This is a genomic window from Pseudodesulfovibrio cashew (assembly GCF_009762795.1).
Lineage (GTDB): Bacteria > Desulfobacterota > Desulfovibrionia > Desulfovibrionales > Desulfovibrionaceae > Pseudodesulfovibrio > Pseudodesulfovibrio cashew.
Genome location: NZ_CP046400.1, coordinates 264,402 through 286,066 on the forward strand (window position 1 = coordinate 264,402; position 21,665 = coordinate 286,066).

A 21,665-nucleotide genomic window follows, 5' to 3' on the forward strand; every position below is an offset into this window, starting at 1 on the left:
AATGCGGCTCAGGCCGAGACGGCGTCGGAAATCTCCCGGAACTGTGCCACCACATCAAGGAATTTCCGCAGCAGGACACTCTCGTTTTTCTTTTTCCAAAGGGCTGTGATCTCCCATTGCGGGAGGTCGCCGTCCAGGGGGCGGAAGACCACGCCGGAGCGCCGGTCGCCTGCGCTGGAGGCAGGAACCAGAGCGCAGCCCAGGCCTGTGGCCACCAACGCCACGGTGGACTGCTCGGTGTTCACCTCCTGGACGATGCTGGGCATGAACCCGGCCTTGTGAAAGGAGCCGATGAGCGAGCGGTACAGGGCGGGCTGGGCGATACGCTGATTGAAGATGAGCGGTTCGTCCTCCAGGTCGGTGATGTCGATTCGTTCGCGGCTGGTAAAGGCGTGGCCTTCGGGCACGGCAAGGACATAGGGCTCGCGCAGGAAAAGCAGCGTGTCGAGCCCGCGCGTGTCGTGGCCGAAGAGCCGGACAAAGGCGATGTCCAGCCGGTCGCCACGCAGCATGGGCAGTTGTTCTGTGGTGGACTGGGCCGAGAAGTCCAGCCGGATGTTGGGATTCTGCTCGCGGAAGGCGCGGATGGCCTTGGGCAGTTTGGACAGCGACGCCGGGCCGATGAACCCGACCCGGAGCTGCCCCTCCAGTCCCTGGGCCATGTCCTGGACGCAGTTTACCGCCTCTTCGAGCCGGTCCCGGATATCCCGACAACGGCGCAGGAACTCGGTGCCCTCCGGGGTGAGGGAGACCTTGCGGCTGGTCCGTTCCAGGAGCGTCACCCCCAGCTCCTCCTCAAGGCGCTTGATCTGCTGGGAGAGTGGCGGCTGGGCAATGTGGCACCGTTCGGCGGCTCGGCCGAAGTGCAGTTCCTCTGCCACGGCGATGAAATACTTGAGTTGTCTGAGTTCCATCATTCAGATGTAACAGATATCAATCTTCGTGTAAATATGTATTGGACATATCAATGTGCAGAAAATAGCGTCGGGCGCACACGATAAAGGAGGTTCGTCATGCAGGGTTTTTCGATGTTTCGATGCGTGTTGGTTGTGGCGATGACCGTCATGCTGCTGGCCGTAAGCAATGCCTTGGCCGCACCCGGAGGCAAGAGCGCGCCCATGGGTCATGTCCTCTGCCGGGTGATGCCCACCGCTGTGGGACTGGTCCTGGACAAGCGGGGTAACCTGTACACCGCCGACAGGGACACCGGGTGCGTATACTGCCTGACGCCGAGTTCCGGCACGGTGCTGTTGGCCCGGGTGCCGGGAGAACCCCGCGTCCTGGCCGTGGATCGTTTACGCACCGTGTATGTCGGGACCGGCGAAGGCGCGGTTTATGCGGTCTCCCTTGCCGGCGAGGTCGGCGAGGTCTGCCGGTTCGGGACCGGCGTGGTAGGGATGGTAGTGGACCGGGATGGCGGACTGGCCGTGGTCCTCGCAAACGGAGCGGTCATGCGGGTTGACAGGGAGCGCTTTCGCATGCAGTGAAATCCCTAATGCGGCGCAAAAAAAGGGCCGATAAGAAAGGCATGCAGCGTTTCATCTGGATCATAGGACTGGCGGGACTCGTGGGATACGCCATGGCCGCGGCGGCATTGCTGTTCGCCGGGTCCGGTTGGTGCGGCCTGCTCGGCACGGCCATGGTGGCGTTTGCGGTGGGATTTGCCGTCTTTCTCGCCCGACTGGTGATCGAGGGCCGCCCTTCGGGAACCGGTCGGGGATGGCGAAGCCTGCTCGCCCCGTGGCTGTTCCGGCCGCGTCGCCGCGATTGCCTCGGACGGCCTAGAAATTGAGATCGTGGGTTTTCTTGGCCTGCCCTCCCGAGGGCTTGGCGCTGCCCCCGGCCATGACCCGGGGTTCGGCCTGCTTGAGCAACTTGCTGGCCTCTGCGTTGAGCGGATTACGATCCAGTGCGGCCTTGGCGTTGTTGTAGACCTCTCCCCAGTCCCGTTTGGCCAGGTGAAGTTTGGCCGCCCGCACGTAGAGATTTTCGCTCACGCCCAGGTAGCGCATGCAGTTCTGAATGGCGTCCAGCCCCTTTTCCGTCTCCCCCAACCCTTCATAACAGGCAATCAGCGCGTTGTGGGCGCGGATGTCACTCATGGATATTTCCAGGGCCTTGGTCAGGTACTCGACGGCTTCCTGAAACATGCCGAACTGGGTCATGCGGTTGCCGATGTCCGAATCTATGCCCTCAATATCCTGGAAGTGCTCGGAAATCTTCCGGTAAAGCTTTCGAGCTTCGAGTTGATCGCCTGCCTGGACCAGCTTGCCCGCCTTGATCAGGTTATCGTCGAGAACCTGGTAGCGGTTGCGCTGCTTTGTCGTACGGGCCTTGTCCATGGCCTCCTTCAGCTTCTTGTGAAGGCGCATCAAGGTGAGATAAAAATCCTTTTCCTTGCCCCGCTGGTACTTGAGCCCGGCCGGAAAGAGCTTCTCGATCATGGGCATCTTGTTCAGATCTCGCATGGCCTCGTCCAGGTGGGCGTAGATCTCGAACTTCTCCGCCCCGAACACCGGACTGGTGAGCATATTCTTGAGCGCGCTGGCCAGACAGGAGAGCGTCCTGAGATAGTCGTTCTTCCTGGCGTAGGCTCGCGCGCGGGCGATATCTTCCCTGATGTCCTTGGCGGTGGCTTTGGGCATGGCTTCGTTTTTTCGATGGTTGTAACAGTATTGTTAAGCGCAAATTAATACAGGGCGAAGGTTTTCGCAAGCCGATTGGCGAATTGGCCCATTTTCCGAGAGGATAGGAGGCCGGGATAAGCGGATGGCACCCGTTCCGGGGTGACGATTCCGCGTGGCCGTTTCCTTTTTCCCATTCCGCCATTGACGCGAAAGCGTCCACCGTATAGCGTACATTCCCAATCTTTTCCGTTGCGCCAACAGGTTGCCGCAACTGGATATTCACGCCACCAACAGAACGAACCGGAGCCCAGTTGAACGTATATCTCGCCGTCATCCTCGCTTCTCTCGCCCTCTCATGGCTCCTCGGTGTGCTGTCTAACTTTCTCACTACCAGGGCCATGACACCCGAGCCGCCTGAAGAATTCGCGGACATCTACGACGCCGGGGGCTATGCCGATTCCCAGGCCTATGCCAAGGCGAACATGCGCTTTTCCAATGTGGCGGACACGGCCTCCACCCTGGTCTCCTTTGCCGTCATCCTGCTCGGCGGCTTCAACTGGCTGGACGTCGCAATGCGCTCCCTCGGGTACTCGCCGCTGATCACCGGGTTGCTCTACATCGGCACCCTCAGCCTGGCCAGCTATGCCCTGAGCCTGCCCTTCGAAATATACCACACCTTCGTGCTGGAGAACCGCTTCGGCTTCAACAAGACCACAGCGGGCACCTTCGTGGCCGACCGGGTGAAGGGGTTGGTGCTCACAGCGCTGCTTGGCGGCGGGCTGTTGGCCGGAGTGCTCTTCTTCTTTGAGCGCACCGGGGACTCGGCCTGGCTCTGGTGCTGGGGCATGGCCTCGCTCTTCAGCCTGGGGCTGACCTATGTGGCCCCCACCTGGATACTGCCGCTCTTCAACAAGTTCACGCCCCTGGAAGACGGGGAGCTGCGCACCGCCCTGGAGAATTACGCAGCAGGGGCGGACTTCGAGCTGGAGGGCATCTTCGTCATGGACGGCTCCAAGCGCTCCACCAAGGGCAACGCCTTTTTCACCGGATTCGGCAGGCGCAAGCGCATCGCCCTGTTCGACACCCTGATCAGGGAGCAGTCCCCGGAGGAAATCCGGGCCGTGCTCGCCCATGAGGTCGGCCACTCCAAGCGCGGGCACATCCGCAAACGGCTGCTGGTAGGCATCGTCAGGACCGGGGCGGTCTTCTACCTCATGTCCCTGTTCATGGATTCACCCGGCCTGTTCGCCGCTTTCGGCATGGAGCAACCCTCCCTCTACGCGGGGTTGGTCTTCTTCATCCTGCTCTACACTCCCCTGTCGCTGGTCCTCTCCGTGGCGGGCAACTACGTCTCCCGCAAGCATGAATTCGAGGCGGACGAGTTCGCGGCCAGAACCACGGGAGCGCCGCAGGCCATGGTCTCCGCCCTGAAAAAGCTCTCGGCCAGCAACCTGAGCAACCTCACCCCGCACCCTCTGACCGTATGGCTCGACTACAGCCACCCCCCGGTGCTGGCGAGGGTCCGCGCCCTGAATGCGCTGAGCTAGGTCGTAAAGCCAACCATCCGCGCCGCCAGGTCGAAGGCACGACGGCCCCCCACGGCACTTGGGTAACACCCATGGCGCAACCTGAGGTGCAACGCCCCCCCGCTCGCATTGGCATATACGATCCCGCCGCGAACTCGGGACCACATCCTGTTTTAGATACGCCCATGTCGCATCGCTCATATTTTTCTGTTAAGTTGGGACAAACCGAGTGCTCTACCCGACGAGGTTCGACATGAAGGAAGTCCCTTTCGATCCGGAAAACAACTGTTTCATGAAACGGTTGCGTTGCGTACCCGCCTTTGACGCCCTGCCCGACGACCATATCCGCCTGGCCATGAACGCCGCATCCCTCCGCCGCTACGACCCGGGCGAGGTGATCATGGGCGACGGTGTGTGTGAACGGCAGGTCCACTTTCTCATTGCCGGAGAGGTGGAGGTGAGCGGGATCGGCGAGGAGCCCTACCGTCTGGACCGGTTGGGGGATGTATTCGGCGAGGTCTCGGTGGAAGACGGGTGCTCATGTTCGAGCCGAGTCACGGCACTTCGCCGGTCGCTGGTGGTGGCCTTTGACGAAGACGCCCTCGGAGCCATGGGCGACGTGGGCAAGATTTTCACCCAGGCGATCATCTACAGAATATTTGCCGAGGTTCTGGCCATGCGCCTCAAGGAGGCGGACCGGAGAATCGCCAAGCTCCAGGCCGAACTTGACGATCTGCGCAACTGATCCCCCTGCCGGGAGGACGCGTCGAGTCTCCTGGCCTCCCCTTGCCATCATGGCCCGTCACTCCTCCGTGGGGCCAAAGCCAACAAACAAAGGCGGCGCACCCGAACAGGATGCGCCGCCGTTTTAATCTCGCTCCAGGAATCGCTTAGAAGCGCTCGTACTCGTCCTCGCCATCGGCCGTGATAGCCTGACGCATGATGGGCTTGGGCTCGGTGTGCGGCGCGCCGTGAGCTGCCGACACGGCCGGAAGCTGCCGTTGGGCGGGCCGGCCGACCACCTTGACGCCTCCCCGCATGGACGGGTCCGTGCGATGGGCCGCGACCCGGAAGAAGTCCATGGTCTGCTGCAACTGAACTGCCTGGCTGGACAGCTCCTGGGAGGTGGCGGACAGTTCCTCGGAGAAGGAGGCGTTCTTCTGGACCACCACGTCAAGGTGCTGGATGGAGGTGGTAATCTGTTGGGAGGAGTCGTGCTGCTCGCGACTGGCCGCGGCGACTTCCTGAACCAGCTCCTCGTTGTGCTGGATGTCCTGCACGATCTGCTCGAGCATGGAACCGGCCTTTTCCGCCACCTGCAGGCTGTTGCCGGTCAGCTCGCTGATCTCGGCGGCGGCCACGCCGCTGCGTTCGGCCAGCTTGCGGACTTCGGCGGCGACAACGGCGAAGCCCTTGCCGTGCTCTCCTGCGCGGGCGGCCTCAATGGCCGCGTTCAGGGCCAGCAGGTTGGTCTGGCGGGCGATCTCCTCGATGATGGAGGTGCGGTCCGCGATGTCCCGCATGGCGGAGACGGTCTGCTTGACGGCCTCGCCGCCTTCCTGGGCGTCCCGGGCCGTACGCACCGCGATGTCGCGGGTCTTCTGGGCGGTCTCCATATTGTGCTTGATATTCTCGGCCATCATTTCCATGGAGGCGGAAATCTCCTCCACGCTGGCGGCCTGCTCCACGGAACCTTCGCTCATCTGCTCGGCGGAGGCGGCGATCTCCTCGCTGCCCGCGGCGACCATCTCGGCAGCGGACTTGACGTTGTGGACCACGCCGCGCAGGGCGTCGACCATGGAGCCGAGGGAACGCATGAGCCGTCCCAGTTCGTTGGGAGACTTGGAGTCGATGTCCTTGAGCAGGTCACCCTGGGACATGTCGTGAGCCAGGACCATTCCATCGGACACAGGCGAGATGACCAGCCTGTTGAGGAAGAGGGTGACGATGCCGATGACCAGCAGGATGATACCCGCGCCGATGCCCATGAGCACGTAGCCCTGGTGTATGGCTCCGGCTGCCAGGTCATCCTCGAAGGCGGACATGCACACGATCCAGCCGGTGGTTTCATCCGTGACAAAGGCCATGAATTTGTTCTTGCCGTCCCACTCGTAAGTGATTTGGCCCTTGCCCATCCGCATGGCCTCCTTGACGAAACCTTCGCGGCTGTAATCCTTGAGCATGGCCGAGGCGTCCTTGGGGTGGTGGATGAAGCGGCCCGTCCCGTCAAAGACGAAGCCGTATCCCTCGGTCCCGATGACGATGGGGTCTATAAAGACCTTGGTGAACTTGTCCCAGGAGCACAGCAGGGCGATGCCGCCGAGGACGCTGCCGTTGTTATCGTAGACCGGCTGGCTGGCGCCGAAGAGGTAGGACGTGCCGTCCTTGGATTTGAACACCGTGTTGGTCACGTAGTTCTTTTTTCCGGACAGGGCTGCGGCGACGTAGTTGCGGGTGGCGACGTCCATGCCGTGCATATCCGCATTGGCAGCGGAGGACCCGGCCAGGATCTTGCCGCCCCGGTCGAAGATCAGCACGCCCCAGAGGTTGGTGTTGTTCGCCAGGTAGGCCTTCATGTCAGGCGCGGCTTCCTTTTCATTGAGCCTCAGGGCCCGGATGACGCCGGGATCCTGAGCCAGGGCCATTCCGGCCGCCAGGTTGTCGCGCATGAAAAGGTCCAGGGAGTACGCCACGGTCTGGGCCTGGTTGTGGGCCGCCTTGCTTTCCCCTTTCAAAACCATGTCGTAGGAAGAAAGATTGACATAATACACAAGCGCGGCGACGCCTAAGATTATGGAAGTTATTATTGGAACCAGGATGGCCCGTTTGAGGCTTTTTGCGATCCAGGTAAGCATGTCCAGACTCCTAAAATTGCTGCGGGTTGAGGTGTTTTCAAACAGGAGGTTTAGACCATCTCTCCTGCAGAGAATGCAAGAAAAAAAGTATCTATATACACTTTCTATTCTCTGCAGACTGATTGATCAATCTGTAGTCGCGTTTAATAGCTTGGGCCATTATAAATTACTCCCTATTTCGTGTCGTTATTGTTACGGTTTTGGTAAAATACGTGATAGTCGAATCCGTCGTGGCCTTTCTCCCGCTCCTTTGCTATGGCTGGGATGCTGTCCGGCTACAGGCGGTTCAATGGCGTTCGCCGACCGCTCGGGCGGCGTGGCAATCGATACTCAACACCGGAGAGACGCCGTGGCACTGCATGAACTGGCGGGTCTGCCCGCCCCTCAGGAACTTCTCGTCAACATTCCCCGCCTGGTTTCCGCCTATTACCTTACTAAGCCCGACCCGACCGAACCCGGCTGCCGGATTTCCTTCGGCACATCAGGGCATCGCGGCTCGTCCCTGGACGGCAGTTTCAACGAGGATCACATCCTGGCCGTGACCCAGGCCGTGTGCGAACACCGGGCGCAGGCGGGCATCGACGGCCCCCTCTTCCTGGGCATGGACACCCACGCCCTGTCCGAGCCAGCCCTGGCCACGGCCCTGGAGGTCTTCGCGGCCAACGGGGTGACCGTGTACATTCAGGAAGGGCTCGGCTACACCCCCACTCCGGTCATCTCCCACGCCATCCTGACCTGGAACCGGGGCCGGGAGACCGGCCTGGCCGACGGCGTGGTCATCACCCCGTCCCACAATCCGCCCCGCGACGGCGGCTACAAGTACAATCCGCCCCAGGGCGGCCCTGCAGACACGGCCACTACCGGCGCCATTCAGGACCGGGCCAACCAGTTGCTGGAGAAAGACCTGGAGGGTGTCAGACGCATGCCCTTCGAGCGGGCGCTCAAGGCCGCGACCACAGTGCACCACGACTACATCGCTCCCTATGTGGCAGATCTGGAGACAGTGGTGGACATGGCGGCCATCCGGGCCACCGGGCTGAAGATCGGGGTGGACCCCATGGGCGGCTCGGGCATCGCCTTCTGGGAACCGATTGCCGAGAAATACGGCCTGGACCTGACCCTGACCAGCAAGGTGGTGGACCCGGCCTTCGCCTTCATGACCGTGGACAAGGACGGCAAGATCCGCATGGACTGCTCCTCGCCCTATGCCATGGCCTCGCTCATCCGGCACAAGGACGCCTACGACATCGCCTTCGGCAACGACCCGGACTATGACCGGCACGGCATTGTCACCCGCAGCTCCGGCCTGCTCAATCCCAACCACTACCTGGCCGTGGCCGTAAACTATCTTTTCACCCACCGGCCGGACTGGCCCGTGTCGGCCGCCATAGGCAAGACCGTGGTCTCCAGTTCCATGATAGACCGCGTGGCCGCGGACCTGGGCCGCCGCCTGCACGAGGTGCCGGTGGGCTTCAAGTGGTTTGTGGATGGACTGCGGGACGGGTCCTGTGCATTCGGCGGCGAGGAATCCGCCGGGGCGGCCTTCGTTCGCCTGAACGGGAGAGTGTGGACCACGGACAAGGACGGCATCATCCTCGACCTGCTGGCCGCCGAGATCACGGCCCGCACAGGACGCGATCCGGGCGAGGCGTATACGGAACTGGAAGCGCGGTTCGGATCACCGGTCTACGAGCGCATGGAGGCTCCGGCCAACCGGGAACAGAAGGCGGCCTTCAAGGCCCTGACCCCGGAAATGGTCACCGCCGACACTCTGGCGGGCGAACCCATCACGGCCAGGCTGACCCATGCCCCGGGCAACGGCGCGCCCATAGGCGGTCTCAAGGTGACCACCGAGAACGGCTGGTTCGCGGCAAGGCCCTCGGGAACCGAGGACATCTACAAGATCTACGCTGAATCCTTCAAGGGCACGGACCACCTGCGGGCCATCCAGTCGGAGGCGCAGGAAATCGTTTCGGCTCTGTTCTAAAGGACGTCAGGAACTCAGCTCAACGCAGGCTGTCATCCAACTCATGGAGCATCGTGCGCAGCCTGCCGCTTTCCCGCATCTGGAACAGGGCGGTATTGAACGCCTGCCAGAGCTGGTAGGCGTAAGAAGTGTGCTTGCTGAAAATGACCCGGTAGAGTGACGTGCGCAAGGGCTTGGGGTGCGGCGCGAACGCACTGGAATATACCATGTTGCCGGATTCCTTGATCGCCGACAGAAAGACCCTGCGGTTGCAGATGACTGCGTCGATCCGTCCCTTGAAGAGCAGGTCGAGCAGCGTCTGATAGGAAGAAACCTGAAGCAGTTCCACGTCTCCCTGTTCATATGCCTTCAGAAACTGGCAAGGCAGGGATTCACCCATATGGTTGCCCAGACGTAACCCCTTGGTCGCGCCTGTGGACTCGTAGTCGAGGGGCTTCCTGTCCGCCCGTTGCCAGAGGACAAGGTCCCCCTGAAACAGGGGATCGCTGCCCAGATGGGTGGAAGCCCAGGTCCGCCATCCGCCCCAGGCCGCAACGCCGTCGATCGTGCCGTTCTTGGACTGCTCCAGAGCCCTGGCCCACGGCATGGGCCTGAACTCCACCTCTATGCCGGACAGGCTGAAGGCCTCTCGTATGATCCGGCAGACAATGCCACCATCCTCCAGATCAGGAGAGACGTAGGGCCGCCATTCACCCGTGGCCAGAACGACCTTTGCGGGTGGATGAAGCTCTTCCGCGTTCGCTGTTCCGGCAGAAAGAAGCAGGAGCAAAACGAGGAGAACTAGCGGGATTATGACGCGGCACGATTTCACGGACATTCTCCAAGATCGACTTTGTATATTGTCGACCCACAAAAAGAATAAAACCGTCGATAGTTGGCAGGCAAGTATTTTTTTAGCTCAGTGAAATGCGGCGTTGAATCGCATGCAGAGCAGCGGGAACCGAAAGGAGAAGATACAAAAAATCCGGCCCGCTGAGCGGACCGGATCATGAGTTTTCCGTTAAAGCGAAGCCCGCTATGCCACGGCCTCGGCTTCGTCCCCGCCTGTGCAGACCAATCGGTCGATCTCCCGAACCTTTTTCAGAGCGCACCGGGCGATACGCTTGAATTCCGGGAAGTCCTTGGCCTCGTAGCGGTGCTTGGCGCGGGTCAGCCCGGCCAGATCGAGGGTCTCGTTGAAGAGATAAGGCATATACAGCGGGTCCTGCTTGAAAAAGATGTCCACGCGACCGAGGGTTTCATGGATTTCCTTCTGGTTTTTTGACAGATCCTTGAACAGCTTGCCCAGGCGCTTCTCTGCGTTGCGCAGAGACGTGCTCCACATGGGGCCGCGCGGTTCGAAGCGCATGCGCTTGCCCTTGCCACGACAGGCCATGAGGTCGGTCATGAACCGGTCCACGCTGCCGGGGGCGGAAGCGAGCACGCCCTGCTTGAAGGCGGTTTCGATGTCCAGGGGCTTGGTCCCCTTGATCACCGCGCCGCCGCCGTAAATGTTGTAGACCGGGAAAGGAGACTTGCGCAGGTCCTCTTCCAGTTCGCGTTTGGCGGTCATGTACTGGATGGTGGTCAGAATTTCCTCTCCGTCCGCGTTGGTGGTGGTCTGGTGGAAGGAGCGCTTGTGCATCTTCGTGGCGCAGCTGTGGTGGCCGCCCGCATGGGACTGGTTGTTGATCCAGGCGTAATCCTGGCCGACCATCACCAGGTGGTTGACCCCGAACCGTCGCAGCAGGCGGGACAGGGTGACCGAGACGTTGCCGCCCGCGTCGATGACCAGGTCGTGCTCCTTCATGACGAAGGTGCCCAGGCCGCCCACGGTCCAGATGGGCAGGGTCGGCCCGGCATACCGCTTGACCGCCTCGGGGACGATCTTGGTTGAATAGAGCAAGGGAACGTCCTGCACGAAATCCGGGTCAAGGCGCTGGAAAATATCGAGCATGGACTTGTCGTAGTCGATGGCCACGCAGAAATGAGGCTTGAGCCCGATTTTCTGCAGGGCGGGCACGGTCTGCAGGCCGCAGGCGTAAAGCACGTGGCTGCGCCTTTTCAGCAGTTCCGGCCCGTGCCGCTCCAGGCTGGGGCCTGCGCCCAGGAGCACTGCGCCGACTCCGCCGGCCTTGCCCTCCAACGACTTGATGGAGCCGTCTGCCAGAGCGCGCTGAAAATTGTGCACCTCGTTGCCGACCATGATGTCCTGGCGGAAACGCAGGGTGGAGAGCTCAAGGGAGAAGTTCTCCAGCTTGTCGCGCAGGACCCTGTGCCACCAGGCGTATTCCTTGCCGAGCTGACGGCTGGGGATATCCGCCTTGAGGTGAATCTGGCCATAGACGAACTGGAGGTCCAGATTGCGGATGACCTCGGACACGTAGTCGCGGTCCGGCACCAGGAAGTGCAGCTTCTTGGCCTTGAAAAAGGGGCGGTAGTCGGTCTGCCCCAGGCAGGCCAGGAGCATCTCTGCGCGCGGCTCCATGACCATGACCTTGTGGGAATCCGGCGTGTTGGACAGGACGTGATTGATGCCGTAGCCGAGGTTCGCGCCCACGATGAAGGTGGCCGAGGTCTCGGGCTTGGGGCTGTCGGTCCACCCCGCATAGAGGCCGTGGGGAGGCAGGGACTCGAACATGCCCTTGCCGCTCTCCATCTTCCAGTCGTGCAGCCCGAACTGGTTGATGTAGATGTTGTTCAGCAGTTCCTCCTGCTTGAAATCCTGTCTGGAGAGCCACTGATACACCGGATGGCCGATGCGTTGGAGATACTCGATGTTGTCCTGCAAAAACGGATACGCGGTCATGCCTGGTCCTTTTGCTTGCTGAAGTTTGCCTGGGGATACGGGAACCGAATTGCATCTTGCGTGCCAGTTGCGCGAAGCGTTTTTTTACCCTACTGTGCTCTGGTTACATCGAAATACTTTGCCCATGATTTCAGGGGAATGTCATGAATGAAGACCTGTTGGCGCTCATCGGCGGCACGCCGCTGGTGAAGATCCGTCATTTGAATCCGCATCCGAACGTCAAGATTTTGGCGAAGATCGAGTCCCAGAATCCCGGCGGGTCCATCAAGGACCGTGTGGCCGCCGCCATGATCGCGGCAGCCGAGGCCTCGGGCGAACTGACCCGCGACAAGACCATCATCGAGGCCACCTCGGGCAACACCGGGGTGGGGTTGGCCATGGTCGCGGCCATCAAGGGATACCGCATCAAGCTGCTCATGCCGGAGACGGCCAGCGAGGAGCGTAAGATGATCATGGCCGCCTACGGCGCGGAGCTGGAGCTGACACCCGGACACCTGGCCACGGACGGGGCCATTGAACAGGCTTACCGTTACGCCCGCGAGGAACCGGACAAGTACGTGCTCATGGACCAGTACAACAACCCGGCCTCCATAGACGCGCACTACAACGGCACGGGCCGAGAGATCTGGGAGCAGACCGGAGGCGAGGTCACCCACTGCGTCATGGCACTGGGCACCACAGGCACGGCCATGGGTATCGCAAAGCGGCTGCACGAGGAAGGCGACGCCTATGTGGCCGCGGTGGAGCCGTACGCAGGGCACAAAATCCAGGGCCTCAAGAATATGCTCGAATCCTATCCGCCCGGCATCTATGACAAGTCTGCCCTGGACGAGGTGCTGCACGTGGACGACGAGACCGCCTTCGACACCTGCCGCAGGCTGGCCCGCGAGGAAGGGCTCTTTGTGGGCATGAGCTCGGGCGCGGCCATGGCCGGCGCGCTGCAACTGGCCGAACGCCTGGACTCGGGCCTGATCGTCGTCATCTTCCCCGACTCGGGCGAACGCTATCTTTCCACCCACCTTTTCCGCCGCCAGGCCGGTTCCGGCATCACGGTGCACGACATGGCAACTGGCACGGACAAGCACCTGAACACCGGCGGCGGGCTGGGCGTGTACGCCATGGGCCCGAGCCTGGACAATCCGGACGGCCTGGACGCATGGCGGCGGGTCATCCTCCTCGACGTCTTCACCCGCCACCTCGCCTCTCGCGGAGTGGACATCTCCGCCGCCGTGGGCCTGACCGACATGGACGACCGCACCCTTGCAGCGGCCCGCGCCGAGAACGGAGCCCGGGACACCTTCGCCGCCAGCCGCAGGGAGGCCATCCTGGCCCGCGCCGCGCAGATGGGCGTCTCCGACACAATCGACTTTCCCCTGTCGTCGGCCTCCAACGACGCATCCCTGGACCTGTGCCGCAAGCTGCTCGGCAAGGGGCTGGCCTACGAGAAGCTCCGCTCCGTCTACTTCGACGTATTCCGAGACAAGCGCTACGGCGAGATCGGAACAGTAGATATGGACAAGGTCTCCGGCGGCCGCACCGTGGACCTGGACGCCTACGTCAAGGACAATCCGCTCGATTTCACGCTGCTCAAACGCGCCTCGTTACTCGACTTGAAGCGGGGCGAGGTGCTCGAAACCCAGTGGGGCAACGTCCGCCCGAGCTGGTTCCTGCAGCACGCCGCCGCCGCGCTCTCGGCCCAGCCGCGCACGGACGTGATGATCGGCAGCGAGAAGCACCGCTTCCCGCATCTGGAGAACCTGCGCGCCATCTGGTCCGTGACCGGACGCGAGCTGCAGGCCTGGATGGTCTGCCAGCAGGCCACCGACACGGGTGGCGGCGACCTCGATTCCGTGGCCGAAGCCTTGGGCGGATTCCGCGCGGCCCGGCTCTGGCTCCTGTCCGCAGCCAGCCGCAAGCCGCTGTGCGCCAGCCCGGAGAACCTCTCCATGTGGGCGCGCAACTGGCGCAAGATACAGGAGTGCGCCGCCGCGCTGACCCTCTCCCTGGACGCCAGGGGCGACGCGGTTCCAGCCGGTGTTGAACAGGCCGTCTTCGACCTCAAGGCCGGGCTCAAGACCGCCCTGGAGGAAGACCTCTCCCTGCACCATTTCTGGCCCGTGCTCTTCCGCTTCGTGAAGCGCGTCAACGGCTGGCTCGCCGCCGGTGAGTTGAGCGGCGCGTCCGCCCGGACATGCCTGGAGGAGCTCAAGGCCGTGGACGCCGTCCTCGGCATCTTCGACCCCGAACAGATGCCCATCCCTCTCTCCGACCTCCCGGCCGGGGTTCAGGGCATGCTGGCCGACCGCCAGAAGGCGCGGGAGTCCAGGGACTTCGCCGCCTCGGATGCGCTCAGGGATGAGATCGCCGCCGCCGGATACCGGTTGGAGGATACGGCGGGAGCGCCCAGAGTGTTTAAGGTGGTTTAGCCTGACGGCGTCTTTAAGAGAAAAGGAAAGCCGCCCTTTTGGGGCGGCTTTTTTCATGGACTGTGCGTCTGCGGTGCGGGCGAAGAGTCAGCGTTGGGGCCTGCGGCCCCTCGCTTCCAAAGATCGCGCTTGCAGCGCGCGGAGAGCCGGGTTTGGGGGCTTTGCCCCCAAAAGCCCTCCATGCCCTGCCGGGCGGGCCTACTTTCTTTGGCAGCGCCCAAAGAAAGTAGCAAAGAAAGGTCGCTGTGAATGGTATCCCCGCCCCGGTGCTCACTGGCGAGAATCTCATCCATCCCGGTCGGCTCCGGACTACGTGGAGTGAAACGCCCTGCCAGCCTTATCGATCGGAGGCCGTCCGACTCCGGGCGGGTTACGGCACAGGAGCCGCCGCCCGGGTTGGTGAGCTTCTAAGCCCGTGAGCAAGGGGCTGACGGTGGTCCTTCGAATGATTATTCGAAGAGCCAAATGACTTCTTTTTATTCGATCGGCTAGTGCCAGCTCGGCTTGATGGGCAAAAGGCAATTGCCGCTTTCGGAAAGTTACCAATTACCCCGGCAGCGACCGGTCATCGAGTTCGAGGCTTAGAGCCGCTTGCACACGGCTGAAGTGGAGCCCGAAGCGCGCCTGCCCGCAGGCTTTCGCTTTTCGGGCAGCGGAAGCCGTGTTAGCGGCTCTTAGGCCCGAGATCGCGCTGCAGCAACAACAGAGCGACTTTTGCTTACTTTTGGGCGCTCCGGTCCAAAAGTAAGTCGCCCCGAAAGGGGCGAAACCCTTACAACATCAATCGCCGCCGACAGGCGGCTTCCCTATCTCTTTTCAACCGTAAAAAGGCTCTACCCCCTACCCTTCTAGGCTTCCTTTAACGCCTCCAACCCTTCAGCCGTCATGGTCGGCAAAAACTCCATGATCTCATACTCGGCGATGCCTTCCTTGAAAAACGGGTCCTGGCTGACCAACCGCTCCACGGCTTCGCGCCGGGCCGCGCGGGCCATAATCACGCCGCCGGTGCGGGGATTCTGCGGGCCGGAGAGAAGCAGATTCCCAGCCGCATAGTGCTTGGCCAAAAACTCGCGATGCGCCTCAAGGGCGCGTTCAACGTCTTCGATGGGCTTGAGGTAGTTGACGAGAATAATGAACATGAGGATTCCTCCCTGTCTTTCAGAATGATGCCGTGGATCGGCGGGACAGGCAGGATAGCGCCGAGGACGAAGGCCGTCCACGGGAAAAGGGTAAAGCTCTGCGGACTGCCTAAGCGGCCAATTCGCGCAGTATCCCGAGGTTGCGGACGTCGTCCTGAAGGTCCTTGTCCTTGGGCGTCTCCAGGGTCTTGGGGATGTCCGCGAAACGCGCGTCGCGCATGAGGTTGCGGAAGCCGTCGAGTCCGATCTCGCCCTGGCCGATGTGCTCGTGGCGATCCTTGTGCGAGCCGAACGGATTCTTGGTGTCGTTGAGATGGAAGAACTTGAGGCGGTCCAGGCCGATGAGCCGGTCAAAGGCCGCGAAGGTCTCGGCGTAGGCCTCGGGGGTGCGGATGTCGTACCCGGCGGCAAAGGTGTGGCAGGTGTCGTAGCACACGCCCAGCCGGTCAGCATGACGGGAAACGGCGATGATGGCGGCCAGCTCCTCGAAGGTGGCGCCGAGATTGGTGCCCTGGCCCGCCGTGGTCTCCAGCAGGACCATACCCCGCTCGGTGCGGGAGGCCTCGATGGCCTTGTCCAGATTGGCGGCGTAGCGCTCTATGCCCGCGTCCACGCCTTGTCCCAGGTGCGAACCGGGATGGGTGACGAGATACGGCACTTTCAGGGCCTCGATGCGACGGAGCTCCTCGGCGAACGAAATGCCGGACCGCTCGGCCTGGTCCACCTTGGGCGAGGCCAGGTTGATCAGGTAGGAGTCGTGGGCCGCGATGGGATAGTCGCCCCACTGCTCCCATGCCACGGCGAACAGTTCCGCATCATACGGGGTCAGGGGCGGAATCTTCCACTGCCGCTGATTGCGCGTGAATATCTGGAGGGCGGTGCCGCCCACCTTGCGAATGTGCTCGAAGGCCATGTGCAGGCCCCCGGCAATGGACATGTGCGCTCCGAGATACATGGATGTCCCTGCCTGTCCCAGTCGGATTCGATGCGGAGTTTCAAAAGGATCGCCCGCCTTGACGGCTCGATCCCTTCGGTCTTCCCTACTCGATCCAGCCCTTGAGGGCCTCGACGATCTTCTGGGCCTGGGCCTGGCTGGAAATGTTGAACTTGGACTTGGGGCGGTAGGTGCCATCCACCTTCTGATAGCGGCGGATGGTAAACTTCTCCGGGCCGTATTCGCCCTTGGCGCGGTTGAGTTCCTGATAGCGGAAAATGATGGTGGTCCAGGCTCCCTTGGAGAGGATGACCTTGTCCAGCTCCTTGACGATGAGCTGGTTGTCTTCGGAATAATTGATCGTGATTTCGTCCACGTTGGTTGCCATTGTCTGCTCCTTGAATATATCTGGCATCCGCATTTTCATGCGGTGAGGCGTCCCCCTTTACATATGATAATGGGTGTTGGCAAGGGCGTGATAGGGCTCTCCCTCGGCCAAAACCCCGCAAACGGTGCCTTTCCGACGCGGACGCACCCCCGGCGGACCATCCGCCGGGGGCGCTATTCCAAGCAACAGGAGGCGAGAGTGTGACTGTATTCGCTATCCTAGTCGTTCAAGGCTTCGTAGACGTGGCCCACCAGATTTTCGCCGGGGGTCAGGGTCTTGCCGCCCGGGGTCCACTTGGCAGGGCAGACCTCGGCGGGGTGGTCCACCAGGTAGGTGTTGGCTTCCATCTTGCGGGTCAGCTCGTCGGCGTTGCGGCCCACATTGTAGAAGTTGATCTCGGAGGAGACCAGCACGCCTTCCGGGTTGATGACGAAGGTGCCGCGCAGGGCCAGGCCGGTGTCGTAGTCCCAGACGTCGAAGAAACGGGAGACCTCGCCGGTGGGGTCGGCGCCCATCTTGAATTTGACGTCGGCCAGGAGCCGCTCATCGGTTTTCCAGGCCATGTGCGTGAACTGGGTGTCCGTGGACACGGAGATCACCTCGGCCCCGAGCTTGACCAGCTCTTCGTGTTTGGTGGCCAAATCGGCCAGCTCGGTGGGGCAGACAAAAGTGAAGTCCGCCGGGTAGAAGAAGAGCACTACCCATTTTCCGGCCTTGCGCAGTTCGCCCAGGTCAACTTTGGCGAACCCGCCCTCGGTGGGATCGAAGGCGTCCAGGGTGAACTCGGGAACCGGCTGGCCTACTTTGGCGAATTCCGGGAACAATTCTTCATGGTTGGTATCGCAGGACATAATATTCTCCTTTATTGAAAGCTGGTTGATTTCGAATTAGGAATGATTGCTGTTTTCAAGAAGCTAACGATGAGCCGGTCTGCCGTCAAGCCTTTTCTCGAATTTCCGCAAAAAAAGGCCAAGCCAACCGCTCCACATGATGAAGAGACTACATGACGGTGCGGGAGAGCTCTCGGCGCCGGTGGGACAACAATCCAAACTGGCGTATTGCCACTATCGACCATGGTGCTTATAACCTTGGTTCCGCCAACGAAAATCAAACCAAGCGAGCATACATGAGTCACGGTTTTACCAAGATACAAGAGCAGGCCATCCCCGAACTGGCGTCCGTCGCCCACGTCTACCGTCACGACAAGACCGGCGCGCGCGTGCTGTCCATTGTCAACGACGACGAAAACAAGGTCTTCGGCATCTCCTTCCGCACCCCGCCCGAGGATTCCACCGGCGTGGCCCACATCCTGGAGCACTCGGTGCTGTGCGGCTCGGACAAGTATCCGGTCAAGGAACCCTTCGTGGAACTGCTTAAGGGCTCGCTCCAGACCTTTCTCAACGCCCTGACCTTCCCGGACAAGACCTGCTACCCCGTGGCCAGCGCCAACACCCAGGATTTCTACAACCTCATCGACGTCTACCTGGACGCGGTCTTTCACCCCCGGCTGACGCCCAACACCCTCAAACAGGAGGGCTGGCACTACGAGCTGGAGGCACCGGACAAGCCCATCACCTACAAGGGTGTGGTCTATAATGAAATGAAAGGGGCGTATTCCTCGCCCGACTCCCTGCTCTACGAGCACTCCCAGCAGTCCCTGTTCCCGGACACCACCTACGGCATCGATTCCGGTGGCGACCCACTGGTCATCCCCTCCCTGACCTTCAAGCAATTCATGGCGTTCCACGAAGACCACTACCACCCGTCCAACGCCTACGCGTATTTCTACGGGGACGACGATCCGGAAAAACGGCTGGAGATTCTGGACGCGGTCTTCTCCGAATATGAGAAGATCAACGTGGAAAAGACCCGGGTTCCGCTTCAGGGCCGCTTCGACGAGGCCAAACAGGTGCGCAAGCCCTACCCGGCCTCCGAGCGACTGGCCAAGGGCATGTTCACGGTCAACTGGCTGCTGGCCGAGACTGCGGACGCCAACCTGAACCTCGCCCTGCACATTCTGGAGCATATCCTCATCGGCCTGCCCTCCTCGCCCCTGAAGAAGGCGCTCATGGACTCCGGCCTGGGCGACGACCTGGCGGGCGTGGGCCTGGAGGCCGACATGCGCCAGATGTTCTTCTCCGTGGGCCTCAAGGGCATGCACCCGTCCAACGCCATCAAGGCGGAATCGGTCATCTTCCACGCCATCAAGGACCTGGTGGAGAACGGCATCGCGGCAGAGGATATCGAGGCCGCAGTGAACTCCGTGGAGTTCGCCCTGCGTGAGAACAACACCGGTTCCTACCCGCGCGGCCTCTCGCTGATGTTCCAGGCCCTGTCCACCTGGCTCTACGACGACGAGGAGTGCGAGGGCGATCCGCTCACCCTCCTGCCCTTCGAGGAGCCACTGAAAAACGTCAAGGCCTGGATCGCGAACGGAGAAAAAATCTTCGAAGAGCTGCTTGCCCGCCTCTTCCTGCACAACCCGCACCGCACCACCGTGCTCCTGGAGCCGGACCACCAGATGGCCGCCAAGATCGCGCATAAGGAAGCCAACCGCCTGATAAAGGTCAAGGACTCCCTGAGCGCGGAACAGGTCGAAAAGGTCATCGCCGACGCTGCGGAGCTCTCGCGCCTCCAGGGCGAGCCAGACTCCCCCGAGGCTCTGAACACCATTCCCCGCCTGTCCGTGGCCGACCTGCCCAGGGAAAACCGGCCGATCCCCACGGAAGAAAGGGAAATCGCGGGGGCCCCCCTGCTCTTCCACGACCTGCCCACCAACGGCATCGCCTATTTCGACCTCGGCTTCGATCTCTCTGTGCTGCCCGCCGAACTCCTGCCCTACGCAGGCGTCTTCGGCCGGGCTCTGACCGAGTCCGGCACGGCCAAGCGCGACTACGTGGACCTGTCCCAGTGGATCGCCCGGACCTCGGGCGGCATCTGGGCCCAGCCCTTTGCCGCCCCCGTGCGTGGCAGCGCCAAGGCGGCCTCCCGCCTCTTCCTGCGGGCCAAGGCCACGGGCGACAAACTGGCCGAGACAGTGGAAATCCTGACGGAAATTCTGACCTCCGCCACCCTGGACAACAAGGAGCGGCTGACCCGCATCGTGTCCGAGGCCCGCGCCCGCGCCGAACAGCACCTGGTCCCGGCAGGGCACCAGGTGGTCGCCACCCGGCTTCGCGCCCGCACTCATGCGGCCCACGCCATGGAAGAGGCCATGTCCGGCCTGAGCAACCTCGACTTCCTGCGCTCCCTGGAGGAACGACTGGAAGCGGACTTCAGGGGCGTTGCCAAGGACCTGGAGCGGATGCGCTCCCTGCTCCTCTCCCGCAGCGGTCTGATAGTCAATGCCACCATGGACGCGGACCTCTTCGCCGCCGCCGAGCCCGAGCTGGCGTCCGTCGCCTCGGCCCTGCCCGAATCGGACGCTGCTCCCGCCTCCGGCTTTCCCCTCGATTTTCCCGCGCGCGAGGGGCTGGCCATCCCGGCCCAGGTCAACTACGTGGGCAAGGGCGTGTCCCTCGCCGAACACGGCATCACCCTTGGCGGCGCGGCCCAGGTGGTCAACAAGCTCATCCGCACCGGCTACCTGTGGGAAAAGGTGCGCGTCCAAGGCGGCGCCTACGGCGCTTTCTGCCTCCTCGACCGGCTGGCGGGAGCCATGGCAATGGTCTCCTACCGCGACCCTAACGTCGCAGCCACGGTCAAGGCCTTCGATGGCGTGGCCGACTACCTCGAGACCATCGACGTCAATGCGGACGAACTCGAAAAGTCCATTATCGGAGCCATCGGCGAGATCGACGCATACCAGCTGCCCGATGCCAAGGGTTTCACCGCACTGACCCGTTATCTAACAGGCCAGGACGACGATTACCTTCAGGAGATTCGCGAACAGGCCCTGTCCGCCACCGAGGCGGATTTCCGAGCCTTTGCCGAGGCTGTGCGCGTCAACGCCGCCCACGGCGACATCTGCGTGCTCGGGGACTCCCTGGCCATGGAAAACGCGGACCTGGACCTGGAAATCCGTCAGGTGCTCTAGCCGGACCCGGATTTTCCGGAAGGAATGAGGCTATATCAATACATCTTGATATAGAAATTTCGCTTGACTAAAGTGCGTAACCCTGTCAGCACCATTTTACATTATGGACATGCAGATCATTACCGCCCCCGCAAAGCTGCAACGGCAGTGCCTTACCTGGCGGCGTGAGGGGTTGACTATCGGCCTGGTCCCGACCATGGGCTTTTTCCACGACGGGCATCTCGCGCTCATGGAGCGCGCCCGGCCCCTGTGCGACAAGCTTGTGGTCTCGCTCTTCGTCAACCCGACCCAGTTCGGGGAAAACGAAGACCTGGATAAATATCCGCATGATCTGGACGGAGACACGGCCAAGGCCTGGTCCAAGGGCGTGGACCTGCTCTTCGCCCCCGAAGCCGGGGCCATGTACGCCCAGGACCACGCCACCTGGATCAACGTCCCGGCCCTGGGAGAGCACCTCTGCGGTGCGGCCCGGCCAGGCCACTTTCAGGGCGTGTGCACCGTGGTGACCAAGCTCTTCATGCTGACCCAGGCCAACCTTGCCGTATTCGGACAGAAGGACTGGCAGCAATTCGCCATTCTCAGGCGCATGGTCCGCGATCTGAACATCCCGGTGGAACTCATCGGCCACGAGATCGTCCGCGAAAAGGACGGTTTGGCCATGAGCTCGCGTAACGCCTACCTGACCGAGACGGAGCGCGCCTCCGCCCCGGCCATTCGTAAAGGTTTGCTCAAGACCGCCGATAAGGTACGCTCCGGGATGCGGAACGTGGACGACATAAAACGCTTCCTGCACGACGAGTTCGCCGCCGCCCTGCCCATGGGCGAGGTGGACTACGCGGAGATAGTGGACCCGGACGACATCGTCCCGCTGAAGGAAGTGACCGGTCCGGCCCTGCTGGCCGTGGCCGTGCGCCTGGGCAAGGCGAGGCTCATCGACAACCTGTTACTTGAGGGGTAGC

17 protein-coding genes are annotated in these 21,665 nt (G+C 62.0%); 8 read left to right on the plus strand and 9 right to left on the minus strand.

Going from position 1 to position 21,665, the window contains the following annotated elements; all coding sequences use genetic code 11:
- Positions 1 to 8: 8 nt before the first annotated feature.
- Entirely contained in the window at positions 9 to 917 is a 909-nt protein-coding gene (locus tag GM415_RS01185) for a LysR substrate-binding domain-containing protein (protein WP_242012309.1), read from the minus strand.
- 96 nt (positions 918 to 1,013) lie between these two features.
- On the opposite strand from GM415_RS01185, the gene GM415_RS01190 reads away from it, so the two are divergent.
- Entirely contained in the window at positions 1,014 to 1,487 is a 474-nt protein-coding gene (locus GM415_RS01190; RefSeq protein WP_158945965.1) for an NHL repeat-containing protein, read from the plus strand.
- A 41-nt stretch (positions 1,488 to 1,528) separates the two neighbouring features.
- Positions 1,529 to 1,792: a hypothetical protein gene (locus GM415_RS01195; protein ID WP_158945967.1), complete on the plus strand. Its 264-nt coding sequence runs from the start codon at positions 1,529 to 1,531 to the stop codon at positions 1,790 to 1,792.
- Here the strand turns inward: GM415_RS01195 and GM415_RS01200 are convergent.
- On the minus strand, positions 1,782 to 2,645 hold the full coding sequence (locus tag GM415_RS01200) for a hypothetical protein (protein ID WP_158945969.1): 864 nt from the start codon (positions 2,643 to 2,645) through the stop codon (positions 1,782 to 1,784). The two genes, GM415_RS01195 and GM415_RS01200, sit on opposite strands and share 11 nt — an antisense overlap.
- A 293-nt stretch (positions 2,646 to 2,938) precedes the next feature.
- Between GM415_RS01200 and GM415_RS01205 the strand changes: the two genes are divergently transcribed.
- Positions 2,939 to 4,174 carry a M48 family metallopeptidase gene (locus GM415_RS01205; RefSeq protein WP_158945971.1) on the plus strand — a complete coding sequence of 412 codons (1,236 nt, stop codon included), beginning with the start codon at positions 2,939 to 2,941 and terminating at the stop codon, positions 4,172 to 4,174.
- Between the two features lie 232 nt (positions 4,175 to 4,406).
- Positions 4,407 to 4,898 (plus strand): Crp/Fnr family transcriptional regulator, encoded by a 492-nt coding sequence (locus GM415_RS01210; RefSeq protein WP_158945973.1) that lies wholly within the window; start codon positions 4,407 to 4,409, stop codon positions 4,896 to 4,898.
- Between the two features lie 145 nt (positions 4,899 to 5,043).
- Here the strand turns inward: GM415_RS01210 and GM415_RS01215 are convergent, their stop codons facing one another.
- Positions 5,044 to 7,008 carry a methyl-accepting chemotaxis protein gene (locus GM415_RS01215; RefSeq protein ID WP_158945975.1) on the minus strand — a complete coding sequence of 655 codons (1,965 nt, stop codon included), beginning with the start codon at positions 7,006 to 7,008 and terminating at the stop codon, positions 5,044 to 5,046.
- A 349-nt stretch (positions 7,009 to 7,357) separates the two neighbouring features.
- On the opposite strand from GM415_RS01215, the gene pgm reads away from it, so the two are divergent.
- Positions 7,358 to 8,995 (plus strand): phosphoglucomutase (alpha-D-glucose-1,6-bisphosphate-dependent), encoded by a 1,638-nt coding sequence (gene pgm, locus GM415_RS01220; protein WP_158950693.1) that lies wholly within the window; start codon positions 7,358 to 7,360, stop codon positions 8,993 to 8,995.
- A gap of 19 nt (positions 8,996 to 9,014) precedes the next feature.
- On the opposite strand, the gene GM415_RS01225 is transcribed toward pgm, so the two are convergent.
- Entirely contained in the window at positions 9,015 to 9,806 is a 792-nt protein-coding gene (locus GM415_RS01225) for a substrate-binding periplasmic protein (protein ID WP_158945977.1), read from the minus strand.
- 204 nt (positions 9,807 to 10,010) lie between these two features.
- Positions 10,011 to 11,783, minus strand: coding sequence for a motility associated factor glycosyltransferase family protein (locus tag GM415_RS01230; RefSeq protein WP_158945979.1), 1,773 nt, complete (start codon positions 11,781 to 11,783; stop codon positions 10,011 to 10,013).
- Positions 11,784 to 11,926: 143 nt separating this feature from the next.
- On the opposite strand from GM415_RS01230, the gene GM415_RS01235 reads away from it, so the two are divergent.
- Entirely contained in the window at positions 11,927 to 14,209 is a 2,283-nt protein-coding gene (locus GM415_RS01235) for a cysteine synthase (protein WP_158945981.1), read from the plus strand.
- An 848-nt stretch (positions 14,210 to 15,057) separates the two neighbouring features.
- Here GM415_RS01235 and GM415_RS01240 read toward each other — a convergent pair.
- From GM415_RS01240 to GM415_RS01255, 4 genes are all read right to left on the minus strand, one after another.
- Positions 15,058 to 15,348 (minus strand): YciI family protein, encoded by a 291-nt coding sequence (locus tag GM415_RS01240; protein ID WP_158945983.1) that lies wholly within the window; start codon positions 15,346 to 15,348, stop codon positions 15,058 to 15,060.
- A 109-nt stretch (positions 15,349 to 15,457) separates the two neighbouring features.
- Positions 15,458 to 16,303 (minus strand): deoxyribonuclease IV, encoded by an 846-nt coding sequence (locus GM415_RS01245; RefSeq protein ID WP_158945985.1) that lies wholly within the window; start codon positions 16,301 to 16,303, stop codon positions 15,458 to 15,460.
- Between the two features lie 85 nt (positions 16,304 to 16,388).
- On the minus strand, positions 16,389 to 16,670 hold the full coding sequence (locus GM415_RS01250) for a hypothetical protein (RefSeq protein WP_158945987.1): 282 nt from the start codon (positions 16,668 to 16,670) through the stop codon (positions 16,389 to 16,391).
- A gap of 218 nt (positions 16,671 to 16,888) precedes the next feature.
- A complete protein-coding gene (locus GM415_RS01255; RefSeq protein WP_158945989.1) occupies positions 16,889 to 17,521 on the minus strand; it encodes a peroxiredoxin in 633 nt (210 codons plus the stop codon).
- Positions 17,522 to 17,796: 275 nt separating this feature from the next.
- On the opposite strand from GM415_RS01255, the gene GM415_RS01260 reads away from it, so the two are divergent.
- Together GM415_RS01260 and panC are read left to right on the plus strand one after the other, a co-directional pair.
- Positions 17,797 to 20,706 (plus strand): insulinase family protein, encoded by a 2,910-nt coding sequence (locus tag GM415_RS01260; RefSeq protein WP_158945991.1) that lies wholly within the window; start codon positions 17,797 to 17,799, stop codon positions 20,704 to 20,706.
- 109 nt (positions 20,707 to 20,815) lie between these two features.
- Positions 20,816 to 21,664, plus strand: a complete 849-nt coding sequence (gene panC / locus GM415_RS01265; protein WP_158945993.1) for a pantoate--beta-alanine ligase — start codon at positions 20,816 to 20,818, stop codon at positions 21,662 to 21,664.
- Position 21,665 lies beyond the last annotated feature (1 nt).